The sequence below is a fragment of the Enterobacter cloacae complex sp. P18RS genome (genome assembly GCF_014982105.1).
Lineage (GTDB): Bacteria > Pseudomonadota > Gammaproteobacteria > Enterobacterales > Enterobacteriaceae > Enterobacter > Enterobacter hormaechei_C.
Map to the genome: position 1 here is coordinate 168,039 of NZ_JADCKV010000011.1, position 13,959 is coordinate 181,997.

The window sequence follows — 13,959 nt, forward strand, 5'->3', positions numbered from 1 at the left end:
GGTTACTCCTTCATGCCGTCACGGATGCCCTGCACCAACGTGCGGGTGGTGACGTTCAGCAGATCGATATAGGTCGGCACCGGGCCGTTTTCCGCGCTCAGGGAGTCGACGTACAGCACGCCGCCGTAGTGGGTGTCGGTTTCCCGCGCCACCTGACGCGCGGGCTTATCGGAGACCGTGCTTTCGCTAAACACCGCCGGAATGTGATGTTTTTTCACCAGATCGATAACCTTGCGCACCTGCTGCGGCGTGCCCTGCTGATCGGCGTTGATCGGCCACAGGTAAAGCTCCTTCAGGCCCAAATCCCGCGCCAGATAGGAGAACGCCCCTTCGCTGGTTACCATCCAGCGTTTGTCTTCAGGTATCTCCGCGACCTGCTTGCGCAGCGGTTCGAGAGTGGTGGTGATCTTCTGCTTGTAGGCTTCCGCATTGCGCTGATAGGTCTGTGCGTTGGCCGGATCGTACTTCACCAGCGCGTCGCGGATGTTATCGACGTAAATCAGCGCGTTATCCGGCGACATCCACGCGTGCGGATTGGGCTTGCCGTTATAGGGCCCTTCGCTGATGCCCATCGGGGTGATGCCTTTGGTGACAATCACCTCCGGCACGCCGTTCAGATGCTGATAAAAGCGCTGGAACCACAGCTCCAGATTCATGCCGTTCACCAGGATCAGCTGTGCCTTCTGCGCGCGTTTGATATCGCCCGGGGTGGGCTGGTATTCGTGAATTTCCGCGCCCGGTTTGGTGATGGAGGTGACCTCTGCGGCATCCCCCGCCACGTTTTTCGCCATATCAGCGATAACGGTAAAAGTGGTGATGACCTGGAACTTTTCAGCCGCCAGCGCGCCGGTAGTGGTCGCGGTCATGAGCAGCGCGCCGAGCAACAAACGCTTCAATCCTTGCCGTGGATGCATCGCAGAAGTCTCCTGAGGTGATTAAATTCAAAGCAAAATTAGCCTGTGCTATAAGGTATAGCACAGGCTATGTTTAAATGAAAATAATTATCATTAAAGTTGTGTCAATGAAGGGCGTGCCTGATGACGCTTCGCTTATCAGGCCTACGGTAAAGCAGATTTGTAGGCCGGGTAAGCGCAGCGCCACCCGGCAAGAGGGCTGCCTACTGCCCGGCAAGGGCCTTATAAAATGCAGGATTCTCCCGAATCACGTTAAGTACCTTCGCCGCCAGCCCGGTTGGGTTGCGACGTTTGGACTCCCAGCTTTTTATCGTGTCAACGCTCGTGCCAAGCGCCTTCGCCATTTCGCATTGGGTAATATTGAGCTGTTCTCTGATTGCGCGAACATCTGCAACTTCATAGCGGGTTACTCTGGAAGCTGTTTTCTTTCCGCTGTGGATCTCAACGGCTTCTTCAAGCGAAGATTTTAATTCATCAAATATACTCATTGTCTGCCTCCTCCTGCCTGAATAGGGTACATAGTACACCTACCATTTACGGCACAGGAAGCACTATTTTTCAGAACAGAAGTTAGTTTTTTAAGTTCAGCTTTCTCTGTCTCAGTCAGGCTGTCCCTGGTGCTTTTTAGATAGGCCATGATGAAATAGATCACCTCCTCCGTGGCCAAAAAGTAAATCACTCTGGCACCGCCTCTCTTTCCCTTTGAACCTGCCGCCATCCTTATTTTACGTAACCCACCCGTCTGTTGTATCAGGTCGCCTTTATCAGGCCAGGCAATGAGTTCCTTTTGCAGATCCTTTAATTCATCATCCGTAGCAATGCTTTTAATCTGCCGGGTAAAGAGTGATGTTTCGATAAACTCTATCGCGTGACTCATCCATAATTCCTTCCCTAATCGCAGCAAAAAGCCTGAATACATCAGGATCAGGCTCTTGCTACATTGTTACTCTTCCTTGAGTAATATTGCGCCAAAATACTGTATTTATATACAGGTCGGCAAAATTTTAAGAATCCATTTATACATCCGGGAACATCACGCTATTCCCCGGCGCTTCCCTGTGCAGATGGATAAAGTTCAGGTGCCGTTCATACTGGTCCAGAATGTCCGTGATCACCTGCTCCTTGCTGTAATCCATCAAATCGTTCCCCTGGCTGCCTTCCAGCAGGAAGGTCTCCAGCCGGTAGTAGGTCGACTTCCCGCTGCGCGCCCGGTAGGTGAACCCGGGCACCGAATACTGCTGCGGCCAGATCTGATAGACAAAGTTCTGCTCGTCGCCCATGTGCACCAGCAGATCCAGGTGCCCCAGATTTTCGCCCTCTTCCGGGGGCAGGTTTTTCAGCTCCACGTAGGCGCCACGCAGCTTCAGCTCCTGGGCCACCTCTTCCATCGCCGGGAAACAGACCGTCTCCATCATCTGGCTGGTGTAGCGCGTGCCGGGGTAGTTCATCAGGCGCGAGAGGCGTTTCTTCCAGCTCAGCCTGTCCTGCGCGCCCAGCGGACGCGGGGCGGTGTCGCGGCTGGCGCTGACGCGGCGGTAGTCTTCCACCTTAAGCGATTTATACAGCCCGGCCATCACGAAGAAGATCACGAAGCTGAACGGCAGGCCCATGATCACAGTGGTGTTCTGCAACGCCGAGATACCATTGGTCATCAGCATGCCGAGCGTCAGCAGGCCGATGGCGACGGACCAGAAGATGCGCAGCCAGTTCGGCGCGTCGCTGTTAATGTCCTTGAGCTTCGAGGTGAAGTTCCCCAGCACCAGCGCGCCGGAGTCCGCCGAGGTGACGTAGAACAGCAGGCCGGTAATGGTCGCTACGGACGCGCTAAAGGTAAACGCCGGATACTGCGCCAGCAGGCTGTAGAAGCCGCGCTCCGGGTGCGCCATCGCTTCCTGGGCAAAAGTCGCATTGCCGTGGATGATCTCGTGCAGCGCGCTGTTGCCGAAAATCGACAGCCACAGCAGGGTAAAGGTGAATGGGATGATCAGCGTGCCCATCACGAACTGACGGATGGTGCGCCCACGCGAAATACGCGCCAGGAACAGGCCGACAAACGGCGACCACGCCACCCACCACGCCCAGAAGAAGAGCGTCCAGTTGTTCATCCACTCTGTCGGACGGTCAAAGGCGAAGCTGTTCAGCGTCATGCCCATAAAGCGGTTCACGTAATCACCCACGTTGAGCACTAAGGCATTGAGCAGGAACGAGGTGTCGCCCATAAACAGCACGAACAGGATCAGCCCCAGCGCCAGCGCGACGTTCAGCTCGGAGAGCACGCGAATCCCTTTATCCACGCCGGAGGTCACCGAGATGGTGGCGATAATCACCGACAGCGCAATCAGCGCCGCCTTCGCCGCCATCGAATCCGGGATGTCAAACAGCACGCTCAGCCCGTAGTTAAGCTGCACTACGCCAATTCCGAGCGTTGTCGCGATACCAAAGATGGTGCCGATCACCGCCGCGATGTCTACCGTGTGCCCAATAGGGCCGTTGATCTTTTTGCCGAAAATCGGGTACAGCGCGGAGCGGATGGTAAGGGGCAAATTATAACGATAGCTAAAGTATCCGAGCGCCATGCCCATCAGGGCGTACATCGACCAGCCCGTCAGGCCGTAGTGGAACAGCGTCCAGACCATCGCCTGGCGCGCGGCCTCCATCGTCTGCCCTGCCCCTTCCGGCGGCTGCATATACTGCGTGACCGGTTCCGCCACGGAGAAGAACATCAGGTCGATGCCGATGCCCGCGGCAAACAGCATCGCGGCCCAGCTCAGCAGGCTGAACTCGGGCTTAGACTGCTCTGGCCCGAGCTTCACCGAACCGAAGCGCGAGCAGGCAATGCAGACCACGAAGACGATATAGAGCGTCGCGGCCAGCAGATAGTACCAGCCGAAGGTCTTCGACACCCAGTTCAGGGTGCGCCCAATCCACTCGGCAGAAAAATCACGAAAGAAAATGGTCGTCAGGGAAAACAACAAAATCAGCCCGGCGGACGTATAAAAAACGACCGGGTTGATTTTGTCTTTTTCTCTGTCCTGTGAAAGGTCTGTCATCCAGTATCCCCACTGTTTTTGTAACTATTGAAATCCAAAATCGCAACAATTAAGACACATTTTATATTGAACGTCCAATCAAAAACCGCTTTAATAGTTAACCAACGCTGATGAATGGAGTGGCAAAAATGCCCAAAGTGGGGATGCAGCCGATCCGGCGCAGGCAGCTAATCGATGCCACGCTGGAAGCAATTAATGAAGTGGGAATGCATGACGCAACCATCGCGCAAATCGCCCGTCGGGCGGGCGTATCCACGGGGATCATCAGCCACTATTTCAAAGATAAAAACGGTCTGCTGGAAGCGACCATGCGTGACATCACCGGTCAGCTGCGCGACGCGGTATTAAGCCGTTTACGCGCCCTGCCGGACGGCAGCGCAGAGCAGCGATTGCAGGCGATTGTCGGCGGCAATTTTGATGAAACCCAGATTAGCGGCGCGGCGATGAAGGCCTGGCTGGCCTTCTGGGCCAGCAGCATGCATCAGCCGATGCTCTACCGTTTGCAGCAGGTCAGCAGCCGCCGATTGCTCTCAAACCTGGTGTACGAGTTCCGCCGCGAGCTGCCGCGTGAACAGGCTGAAGAGGCGGGCTACGGGCTTGCCGCACTGATTGACGGGCTATGGCTGCGCGCTGCGCTCAGCGGCAAACCGCTGGATAAAACCCTGGCCCAGTCGCTTACCAGCCACTTTATCAGCCAGCATTTACCGACCGATTAACCGAGGAGAATTTATGTCCCGAATGGCAGAACAGCAGCTTTATATCAATGGTGGTTATACATCGGCCACCAGCGGTCGTACCTTCGAGACCATCAACCCGGCGAACGGTGAAGTTCTGGCGACCGTGCAGGCGGCCGGGCGCGAAGACGTCGACCGCGCCGTGGAAAGCGCAAAACGCGGGCAAAAAATATGGGCGGCGATGACCGCCATGGAGCGCTCGCGCATCTTGCGCCGCGCCGTCGATATCCTGCGCGAGCGCAACGACGAGCTGGCAACGCTGGAAACCCTCGACACCGGTAAAGCGTTTTCTGAAACCTCAACCGTCGACATCGTCACCGGCGCGGATGTGCTGGAGTACTACGCGGGGCTGATCCCGGCGCTGGAAGGCAGCCAGATCCCGCTGCGCGACACCTCGTTCGTCTACACCCGCCGCGAGCCGCTGGGCGTGGTGGCGGGCATCGGCGCGTGGAACTACCCGATCCAGATCGCCCTGTGGAAATCGGCCCCGGCGCTGGCGGCGGGCAACGCGATGATCTTCAAGCCGAGCGAAGTGACGCCGCTTACCGCCCTGAAACTGGCGGAGATCTACACCGAAGCAGGCGTGCCGGACGGCGTGTTTAACGTCCTGCCGGGCGTGGGCGCAGAGACCGGCCAGTTCCTGACCGAGCATCCGGGCATCGCCAAAGTCTCCTTCACCGGTGGCGTGGCCAGCGGCAAAAAGGTGATGGCGAACTCGGCGGCCTCGTCCCTGAAAGAAGTGACGATGGAGCTGGGCGGTAAATCTCCGCTGATAGTGTTTGACGACGCGGATCTGGATCTCGCGGCAGATATCGCCATGATGGCGAACTTCTTCAGCTCCGGTCAGGTGTGCACCAACGGCACCCGCGTGTTCGTGCCCGCGAAATTTAAGGCGGCGTTTGAGCAGAAAATCGTTGAGCGCGTGGGCCGCATCCGCGCGGGCGACCTGTTCGATGAAAACACCAACTTTGGCCCGATGGTCAGCTTCCCGCACCGCGACAGCGTGCTGCGCTACATCGCCAAAGGCAAAGAGGAAGGCGCGCGCGTGCTGTGCGGCGGCGACGTGCTGAAGGGTGACGGCTTTGACAACGGCGCGTGGGTGGCCCCGACCGTGTTCACCGACTGCACCGACGAAATGACCATCGTGCGCGAAGAGATCTTCGGCCCGGTGATGTCCATTCTTACCTATGACACTGACGAAGAGGCCATTCGCCGCGCCAATGATACCGACTACGGTCTGGCGGCGGGCATCGTCACCGCCGATCTGAACCGCGCCCACGGCGCTATTCATCAGCTCGAAGCGGGCATCTGCTGGATCAACACCTGGGGCGAATCCGCCGCAGAGATGCCGGTCGGTGGCTACAAACACTCCGGCATTGGCCGTGAGAACGGCGTCATGACGCTTCAGAGTTACACCCAGGTGAAGTCCATCCAGGTTGAGATGGGTAAATTCCAGTCCATATTTTAACCGGGAGGTTTATTTGCAATTTGACTACATCATTATCGGAGCCGGCTCTGCCGGCAACGTACTGGCAACACGACTGACTGAAGATCCGAACACCACCGTCCTGCTGCTTGAGGCGGGCGGGCCGGACTACCGCTTTGACTTCCGCACCCAGATGCCTGCCGCGCTGGCCTTCCCGTTGCAGGGCAAGCGCTACAACTGGGCGTATGAAACCGAGCCTGAGCCTTTCATGAACAATCGCCGCATGGAATGCGGACGGGGTAAAGGGCTGGGCGGCTCGTCGCTGATCAACGGCATGTGCTACGTGCGCGGTAACGCGATGGATCTGGACAACTGGGCGAAACAATCGGGTCTGGAGCACTGGAGCTACCTCAACTGCCTGCCCTATTACCGCAAGGCAGAGACCCGCGACGTGGGGCCAAACGACTACCACGGCGGCGACGGTCCGGTGAGCGTCACCACCTCTAAGCCGGGCGTGAACCCGCTATTTGAAGCGATGGTAGAGGCGGGCGTGCAGGCGGGCTACCCGCGCACCGACGACCTTAACGGCTATCAGCAGGAAGGCTTTGGCCCGATGGACCGTACGGTCACGCCGCAGGGCCGACGCGCCAGCACCGCGCGCGGCTATCTGGACCAGGCCAAACCGCGCCCGAATCTGACCATCCGCACCCACGCCATGACCGATCACATTATCTTTGACGGCAAGCGCGCGGTGGGCGTCGAGTGGCTGGAAGGCGAAAGCACCATTCCGTCAAAAGCGACGGCGAAGAAAGAGGTGCTGCTGTGCGCGGGCGCCATCGCGTCTCCGCAGATCCTCCAGCGCTCCGGCGTGGGCAACGCTGAACTGCTGAAGCAGTTTGATATCCCGCTGGTACATGATTTACCCGGGGTGGGTGAAAACTTGCAGGATCACCTGGAGATGTACCTTCAGTATGAATGTAAGGAGCCGGTCTCACTCTACCCTGCCCTGCAATGGTGGAACCAGCCGAAGATTGGCGCGGAGTGGCTGTTTGGCGGCACAGGCGTGGGCGCGAGCAACCACTTCGAAGCGGGCGGATTTATCCGCAGCCGCGAGGAGTTCGAGTGGCCAAACATTCAGTATCACTTCCTGCCGGTGGCGATTAACTACAACGGCTCGAACGCGGTGAAAGAACATGGCTTCCAGTGCCACGTTGGCTCCATGCGCTCGCCGAGCCGCGGCCACGTGCGCATCAAGTCGCGCGATCCGCACCAGCATCCGGCGATCCTGTTCAACTACATGTCCCACGAGCAGGACTGGCAGGAGTTCCGCGACGCGATCCGCATCACCCGCGAGATCATGCACCAGCCTGCGCTGGACAAGTATCGCGGTCGTGAAATCAGCCCGGGCGTCGAATGCCAGACCGACGAACAGCTGGACGAGTTCGTGCGCAACCACGCTGAAACCGCCTTCCACCCGTGCGGCACCTGCAAAATGGGCTACGACGAAATGGCGGTGGTTGACGGCGAAGGCCGGGTTCACGGGCTGGAAGGGTTACGCGTAGTGGATGCGTCGATTATGCCGCAGATTATCACCGGCAACCTGAACGCCACCACCATCATGATTGGCGAAAAGATTGCCGACGCCATTCGCGGGCGCGAGCCGCTGGCGAAGAGCACGGCGGCGTATTATGTGGCGGATGGGGCGCCGGTTCGCCGCTGAGTGCGAACTTCTCCCCTCACCCCGGCCCTCTCCCAGAGGGNNCCTCTCCCTCTGGGAGAGGGTTAGGGTGAGGGGAAATTATTGCCGAAATGCTTCAAGCCGCTTAACCTGCCGTCCTTCCCCGTCAAAATTCTCCGCCGCCAGCCAGGCGCGCAGCTCTGCATCGCGCTGCGGCCATTCGCCGTCAATAATCGAAAGCATATCGCTGTCGCGGTTGCGTCCTTTACGCACCAGCTTCTGGCGCAGGCGCCCTTCCCAGACAAACCCCAGCCGCTCCGCCGCGTTGCGTGAGGCGATGTTCATCGAATCGCACTTCCACTCCAGCCGGCGATATTGATGCTCAAAGGCATTTTTCAGCAGCAGCCACACCGCTTCGGTACCCACGCGGGTGCCCTTCATTCTGCGCGACCAGGTGACGTGGCCGATCTCAACCGAGCCCTGAAAGCGTTCTATCGCCATATAGCTGACCAGCCCTACCGCCTTTTCGGTGCGCAGATCGATAACGGCAAAGGGCACCAGGTCGTCATCCAGCACCTTTCCTAGCACCCAGTGCGCAGTGGCCTCAACGCTCACAGGCTGGGTGCTGGCAAGCCACGTCCAGTCGCTGTCGTCACCCAGCGCATAGGCTTCAAACAAATCAGCCGAATGGCGGTCAGCATCCAGCGGCTCCAGGCGGCAATACCGCCCGGTGAGCAGGGTACGGGTTAACGCGCGGGCGCATTTCCAATCCGGGACAATATCATTAACGGTTTGACCATGTTGATTGATTTCGGGCACGGCGGTGACTCCCTGAAAGGTAAGGAGTTTGTTATAGCAGGTTAAAAAGCGAACGAAAAGAGAGGTGATTCATAACCAGACCGAATGCGTTATTCCCGGAGGGCATAAGCAAAGCAGAATTTCGACTTCGAGGAAATCCTCAGCCAGCCTACCGTAACGGTGCATAAAACAATCACAATATATTTTCTTCAGGGATCGCTATGAATAAAAAACTGCTGCCGTTACTGGTGCTGGCTGCGCTCTCAAGCGCTGCTCACGCCGCTACCCCGCCCAACACGCTGGTTGTCGCTCAGGGTCTGGATGATATCGTGAGCCTTGACCCGGCCGAAGCCAACGAACTTTCCAGCATCCAGACCGTACCGAGTTTGTATCAGCGTCTGGTACAGCCGGACCGCGATAACCCGGAAAAAATCACCCCGGTTCTGGCCGAAAGCTGGGAAGCGGACGCGGCAGCAAAAACCCTGACCATCAAACTTAAGCCCGATGCAAAATTTGCCTCCGGCAACCCGCTGCGCCCGGAAGATGTGATCTTCTCATATACCCGCGCCGTGACGCTGAACAAATCCCCGGCGTTTATCCTCAACGTACTGGGCTGGGACGCCAGCAACATCGCCAGCCAGCTGAAGAAAGTGGACGACCATACCCTCACGCTTCGCTGGACGGCGGACGTCAGCCCGTCGGTAGCGCTGAATATACTCTCCACGCCGATTGCCTCCATCGTCGATGAAAAGCAGGTTGCGGCGAACGTGAAGGATAACGACTTCGGCAACGCGTGGTTAAAAATGCACTCTGCGGGCAGCGGCGCGTTCAAAATGCGCGTTTACCAGCCGCATCAGGCCATCGTGCTGGAAGCCAACGAATCCGCGCCCGGCGGCGCGCCGAAGCTTAAAAGCATCATCATTAAAAACGTCCCCGATCCCGCTTCCCGCCGCCTGCTGATCCAGCAGGGTGATGCGGACGTGGCGCGCGATCTGGGTGCAGACCAGATAAGCGCCCTCAGCGGCAAGCCGGGCGTGAGGGTGCTTAGCATCCCTTCTGCCGAGCAAAACTATCTGGTGTTTAACACCGGCAACAGCGCTAACCCGCTGCTGAATAATCCAGCGTTCTGGGAAGCCTCGCGCTGGCTGGTGGATTATGAAGGCATCACCAAGGACCTGCTGAAAGGCCAGTATTTTGTTCATCAGAGCTTCCTGCCGGTCGGCCTGCCGGGCGCGCTGGAGGACAATCCGTTCACGTTTGACCCGGCAAAAGCAAAAGCGATCCTCGCCAGGGCGGGCATCAAAGACGCGCATTTCACGCTGGACGTAGAGAATAAACCGCCGTTCATCACCATCGCGCAATCCATGCAGGCGAGCTTCGCTCAGGGCGGCGTGAAGGTGGATCTGCTGCCCGCGGCGGGTAGCCAGGTGTACGCCCGCGTGCGTGCGAAACAGCATCAGGCGGCCATACGTCTGTGGATCCCGGACTACTTCGATGCACACTCCAACGCCAGCGCCTTCGCATGGAATGACGGGAAATCCAGCACCGTGGCCGGGCTTAACGGCTGGAAAATTCCGGAGCTGAACAACGCTACGCTGGCGGCGGTTGCCGAGCCGGATCCGGCAAAACGTCTGGATCTGTATAAGAAGATGCAGGAACAGTTACAGCATAACTCGCCGTATGTGTTCGTTGACCAGGGCAAAACCCAGATCGTGGTGCGCGATAACGTGAAGGGGTATCAGCAGGGGCTGAACGCGGATATGGTCTGGTACGATCGCGTTACGAAGTAGCTTTTCCCCCCTCTCCCTCTCCCGTGGGAGAGGGTTGGGGTGAGGGCAACATCGCGCAACAGAGCCGCCTGTTTCCCCTCACCCCTGCCCTCTCCCACAGGGAGAGGGGGTCGTTCGTGCATATTTTCAGGATAACGATTTTCCCATGCCACATCTTTCCACCCGCGTGCTTCAGGGTCTGCTGACTCTCCTGCTCACGCTGTTCGGGCTACTGCTGGTCACGTTTGCGCTCTCTGCCTTTTCCCCGGTCGATCGCGTATTGCAGATCGTCGGCGATCACGCCAGCCAGTCCACTTACGATCAGGTTCGCCACCAGCTTGGGCTGGATCGGCCCCTGCCGGTGCAGTTCTGGCACTACCTGCAAAACCTCGCTCACGGGGATTTAGGCACCGCCAGCGCTACCGGTCAGCCGGTATTGCAGGACCTGCTGCACGCCTTTCCCGCCACGCTGGAACTGGCAACGCTGGCGCTAATTATCGGCACGGTACTCGGCGTGATTGCGGGTGTACTGTGCGCCCGCTACGTCGGTTCGCCACTGGACTTAGCGATCAGAACGCTCACCCTGCTCGGCAATTCGGTGCCAATATTCTGGCTCGGACTGCTGATGCTGGCTCTGTTCTACGCGAAACTACAGTGGAGCGCTGGCCCCGGCAGGCTGGACGACATCTGGCAATTCACCGTTGAGCCACGAACCGGATTTGCGCTGGTTGATACCTGGCTTTCCGGCGACCGCGAGGCGTTCCGCAACGCCATCAGCCACCTGGTGCTGCCGGTGCTGCTGCTGGCCTACTACTCGCTGGCAAGTATCACCCGCCTGACGCGCTCCGCCTGTCTGAGCGAGATGAACAATGAGTACATATTGCTCGCCCGCGCCAAGGGCGCTGGAGAGATGACCATCCTGCTGCGTCACGTGCTGCCGAACATTCGCAGCACCCTGCTGACGGTGATTGCCCTGGCCTACACCAGCATGCTGGAGGGCGCGGTATTAACCGAAACCGTCTTCTCATGGCCGGGCATCGGGCGCTACCTCACCACGGCCCTGTTCGCCGGTGACACCACCGCCGTGATGGGCGGCACGCTGCTGATTGGCGTCTGCTTTGTTCTGATCAATAACCTTACCGACCTGCTTGTGCGGGCGACCGATCCCAGGGTGCGCTAATGCCGTTTTATCTCTTCTTACGCCGCCTGCGCCGCTCCCCTGCCGCGTTTTGCGGGCTGATCGCCATCGCGCTGCTGGTGCTTATTGCCCTGTTAGCACCGTGGCTTGCGCCGCATGACCCCAACTGGCAGGACGCCGCCGCGCGTCTGCAACCGCCCAACGCGCAGCACTGGCTGGGTACCGACAGCTATGGGCGGGATCTGCTCTCCCGATTAATCTACGGCACCCGTCCGGCACTGGGGCTGGTGGCCTTAGTCACCGTTATTACCCTCCCCGCCGGTCTGCTGGTGGGGATTTTGTCAGGCTACTACGGCGGCTGGATGGAGCGCATCCTGATGCGCTTTACCGACGTGGTGATGTCGATGCCGCGCCTGATCCTCGCCTTCGCGTTTGTCGCGATGCTCGGCCCCGGTCTGGTGAACGGCGCGCTGGCGCTGGCCTTAACGACCTGGCCTGCCTATGCGCGCCAGGCGCGCAGTGAAATCCAGCGTCTGCGCCACAGCGATTATCTGGCCGCCGCGGAGATGATGGGCATTCGCGGCCCGCGCCTGCTGGTCGGCCATATTCTGCCCCTGTGCCTGCCCTCCGCGATTGTACGGCTGGCGCTGGATCTGGCCGGGATCATTCTGGCCGCCGCCGGGCTGGGCTTCCTTGGCCTGGGCGCACGTCCACCGATGGCGGAATGGGGCGCGATGATAGCCGACGGCATGCAGGTCATTTTTGACCAGTGGTGGATTGCCGCCATTCCAGGCGGGGCGATTCTGTTTGCCAGCCTGGCCTTTAACCTGCTGGGCGATGGCCTGCGCGACGTACTGGAGCCACAGCATGACTGAACACCGCGTCATCGTCGATGCGCTAAATATCGACTACCCCGCCGCGCGCGTGGTCAACAACCTGAGCTTTACGTTAGGCAACGAGCGGCTGGCGCTGGTGGGAGAATCCGGCTCCGGCAAGTCCATGTCTGCCCGCGCCCTGATGGGGCTGGTGCGCAAGCCCGGCATCGTGAGCGCTAAGCGGCTTAACGTGCTTGGCAACGACCTGCTGACCCTGAACAGCCGCCGCTGGCAGGCGCTGCGCGGCAACGGCATTGCGATGGTTCTACAGGACCCGCGCTACGCGCTAAACCCGGTGAAAACCGTCGCCGCCCAGCTTGATGAAGCGCTGACCCTCCATCAGCGCCTGCCCCGCGCCGAACGCCTGGCGCGCATTCACGATATCATCCGCGCCGTGGGGCTGAACGAGCACGTGCTCCAGCGCTATCCCGGCGAACTCTCCGGCGGCATGGGCCAGCGCGTGATGATCGCCATTGCGCTCGTCAACAACCCGCAGGTGCTGATCGCCGACGAACCGACTTCCGCGCTGGACGCACGCCTGCGCAACCAGATCCTGGAGCTGCTGGTACAGCAGTGCGAGGCGCGGCAGATGGCGATGCTGTTAATCAGCCACGACTTGCCGCTCGTCGCGGAACACTGTGACCGCGTGCTGGTGATGTATCAGGGTGAGAAAGTTGATGAAATGGCGGCGAGCCAGTTGCCGCAGGCAACCCATCCCTACACGCGCACGCTCTGGACCTGCCGCCCGAACGCCGGGACCTTTGGCCAGATGCTGCCGACGCTCGACCGTTCGCAACCGTGGAAGGAGGCCGACAATGGCACTCGTTGAGGTTAACCAGCTCCGGGTGAGTTTTGGTGAAAAAACGGCGGTTTCCGCCGCCAGTTTTGCGATCGAAAAAGGCGAAACCTTCAGCCTGATCGGTGAATCCGGCTGCGGCAAATCGACTCTTCTGCGCGTGCTGGCGGGGCTGCTGCGCGAGTGGCATGGCCACATTTCCGTCCTCGGGGAAAATTTACGGCCAGGACGACGTTTTGAAGGCGCGCTTCGCCGTAACGTGCAGATGGTGTTCCAGGATCCGTGGGCGTCTTTGCACCCGAACCACACCATTGCCCGCACCCTGTCGGAGCCGTTAAACATCCACGGCGAAACCCAGGTTGCCGAAAAGGTGGCGGATGCGCTGCAACAGGTGGGTCTGGCTGCCGACGCCGGCAGGCGTTACCCGCATCAGCTTTCCGGCGGACAGCGTCAGCGCGTGGCCATTGCCCGCGCGCTGCTGCTGCGCCCGCAGCTTCTGCTGCTGGATGAACCGACCTCGGCGCTGGATATGTCGGTACAGGCGGAGATACTTAACCTGCTCAACCGCCTGAAGGCGCAGCACGGCATGACCTACCTGCTGGTGAGCCACGATGCGGACGTGATTGCGCATATGTCCGACCGGGCGGCATTTATGGCGCACGGGGAGATCCAGCGGGTATTTGACCGTGAAGCCATGTTGCGGGGGGAGCACAGGATGGGGTAAACCGTGCGGCGGCGAGTGCCGCACGTATTTCGTAGGCCGGGTAAGGCGTAGCCGCCA

The 13,959-nt window shown here is 59.4% G+C and carries 12 protein-coding genes and 1 pseudogene; 8 read left to right on the forward strand and 5 right to left on the reverse strand.

Annotated features, from left to right (window positions below; all coding sequences use genetic code 11):
* Positions 1 to 2: 2 nt before the first annotated feature.
* The 4 genes and pseudogenes from INF61_RS08575 to betT form a co-directional block, all read right to left on the reverse strand.
* The gene (locus tag INF61_RS08575; RefSeq protein WP_193547696.1) at positions 3 to 914 is read right to left on the reverse strand and encodes a metal ABC transporter substrate-binding protein; all 912 of its coding nucleotides are present in this window, start codon (positions 912 to 914) and stop codon (positions 3 to 5) included.
* 203 nt (positions 915 to 1,117) lie between these two features.
* Complete coding sequence (gene nadS, locus INF61_RS08580) at positions 1,118 to 1,402, reverse strand: NadS family protein (protein WP_032670406.1); 285 nt, start codon at positions 1,400 to 1,402, stop codon at positions 1,118 to 1,120.
* 65 nt (positions 1,403 to 1,467) lie between these two features.
* Positions 1,468 to 1,791 (reverse strand): annotated as a pseudogene (locus INF61_RS08585) (type II toxin-antitoxin system RelE/ParE family toxin); the annotation flags it as partial.
* A gap of 139 nt (positions 1,792 to 1,930) precedes the next feature.
* Positions 1,931 to 3,964 carry a choline BCCT transporter BetT gene (betT, locus tag INF61_RS08590; RefSeq protein WP_023303253.1) on the reverse strand — a complete coding sequence of 678 codons (2,034 nt, stop codon included), beginning with the start codon at positions 3,962 to 3,964 and terminating at the stop codon, positions 1,931 to 1,933.
* A 128-nt stretch (positions 3,965 to 4,092) separates the two neighbouring features.
* Here betT and betI point away from each other — a divergent pair, with 128 nt between their 5' ends.
* Genes betI through betA form a run of 3 tightly spaced genes read left to right on the forward strand, consistent with a single transcriptional unit; the run spans position 4,093 to position 7,844 of the window.
* Positions 4,093 to 4,680, forward strand: coding sequence for a transcriptional regulator BetI (gene betI / locus INF61_RS08595; protein ID WP_017382531.1), 588 nt, complete (start codon positions 4,093 to 4,095; stop codon positions 4,678 to 4,680).
* Positions 4,681 to 4,693: 13 nt separating this feature from the next.
* Positions 4,694 to 6,166 carry a betaine-aldehyde dehydrogenase gene (gene betB, locus INF61_RS08600; protein ID WP_193547697.1) on the forward strand — a complete coding sequence of 491 codons (1,473 nt, stop codon included), beginning with the start codon at positions 4,694 to 4,696 and terminating at the stop codon, positions 6,164 to 6,166.
* A gap of 13 nt (positions 6,167 to 6,179) precedes the next feature.
* A complete protein-coding gene (gene betA / locus INF61_RS08605; RefSeq protein WP_023296081.1) occupies positions 6,180 to 7,844 on the forward strand; it encodes a choline dehydrogenase in 1,665 nt (554 codons plus the stop codon).
* A 78-nt stretch (positions 7,845 to 7,922) separates the two neighbouring features.
* On the opposite strand, the gene INF61_RS08610 is transcribed toward betA, so the two are convergent.
* The gene (locus INF61_RS08610; protein ID WP_045142671.1) at positions 7,923 to 8,621 is read right to left on the reverse strand and encodes a GNAT family N-acetyltransferase; all 699 of its coding nucleotides are present in this window, start codon (positions 8,619 to 8,621) and stop codon (positions 7,923 to 7,925) included.
* A 200-nt stretch (positions 8,622 to 8,821) separates the two neighbouring features.
* On the opposite strand from INF61_RS08610, the gene INF61_RS08615 reads away from it, so the two are divergent.
* The 5 genes from INF61_RS08615 (at position 8,822) to INF61_RS08635 (ending at position 13,902) form a co-directional block, all read left to right on the forward strand.
* Positions 8,822 to 10,390 (forward strand): ABC transporter substrate-binding protein, encoded by a 1,569-nt coding sequence (locus INF61_RS08615; RefSeq protein ID WP_017694355.1) that lies wholly within the window; start codon positions 8,822 to 8,824, stop codon positions 10,388 to 10,390.
* Positions 10,391 to 10,535: 145 nt separating this feature from the next.
* Positions 10,536 to 11,549 (forward strand): ABC transporter permease, encoded by a 1,014-nt coding sequence (locus INF61_RS08620; protein WP_131492607.1) that lies wholly within the window; start codon positions 10,536 to 10,538, stop codon positions 11,547 to 11,549.
* A complete protein-coding gene (locus INF61_RS08625) occupies positions 11,549 to 12,382 on the forward strand; it encodes an ABC transporter permease (RefSeq protein ID WP_023296077.1) in 834 nt (277 codons plus the stop codon). The genes INF61_RS08620 and INF61_RS08625 overlap by 1 nt, the downstream gene beginning before the upstream one ends.
* Positions 12,375 to 13,211, forward strand: a complete 837-nt coding sequence (locus tag INF61_RS08630) for an ABC transporter ATP-binding protein (protein ID WP_023296076.1) — start codon at positions 12,375 to 12,377, stop codon at positions 13,209 to 13,211. The genes INF61_RS08625 and INF61_RS08630 overlap by 8 nt, the downstream gene beginning before the upstream one ends.
* Positions 13,198 to 13,902, forward strand: coding sequence for an ABC transporter ATP-binding protein (locus INF61_RS08635; RefSeq protein WP_032670418.1), 705 nt, complete (start codon positions 13,198 to 13,200; stop codon positions 13,900 to 13,902). The genes INF61_RS08630 and INF61_RS08635 overlap by 14 nt, the downstream gene beginning before the upstream one ends.
* Positions 13,903 to 13,959 lie beyond the last annotated feature (57 nt).

Excerpts from the sequence above, each read along its gene's own strand:
- INF61_RS08575 (WP_193547696.1), bottom strand. The coding sequence starts at position 914 with ATGCATCCACGGCAAGGATTGAAGCGTTTGTTGCTCGGCGCGCTGCTC.
- nadS (WP_032670406.1), bottom strand. The coding sequence starts at position 1,402 with ATGAGTATATTTGATGAATTAAAATCTTCGCTTGAAGAAGCCGTTGAG.
- betT (WP_023303253.1), bottom strand. The coding sequence starts at position 3,964 with ATGACAGACCTTTCACAGGACAGAGAAAAAGACAAAATCAACCCGGTC.
- betI (WP_017382531.1), top strand. The coding sequence starts at position 4,093 with ATGCCCAAAGTGGGGATGCAGCCGATCCGGCGCAGGCAGCTAATCGAT.
- betB (WP_193547697.1), top strand. The coding sequence starts at position 4,694 with ATGTCCCGAATGGCAGAACAGCAGCTTTATATCAATGGTGGTTATACA.
- INF61_RS08615 (WP_017694355.1), top strand. The coding sequence starts at position 8,822 with ATGAATAAAAAACTGCTGCCGTTACTGGTGCTGGCTGCGCTCTCAAGC.
- INF61_RS08620 (WP_131492607.1), top strand. The coding sequence starts at position 10,536 with ATGCCACATCTTTCCACCCGCGTGCTTCAGGGTCTGCTGACTCTCCTG.
- INF61_RS08625 (WP_023296077.1), top strand. The coding sequence starts at position 11,549 with ATGCCGTTTTATCTCTTCTTACGCCGCCTGCGCCGCTCCCCTGCCGCG.
- INF61_RS08630 (WP_023296076.1), top strand. The coding sequence starts at position 12,375 with ATGACTGAACACCGCGTCATCGTCGATGCGCTAAATATCGACTACCCC.
- INF61_RS08635 (WP_032670418.1), top strand. The coding sequence starts at position 13,198 with ATGGCACTCGTTGAGGTTAACCAGCTCCGGGTGAGTTTTGGTGAAAAA.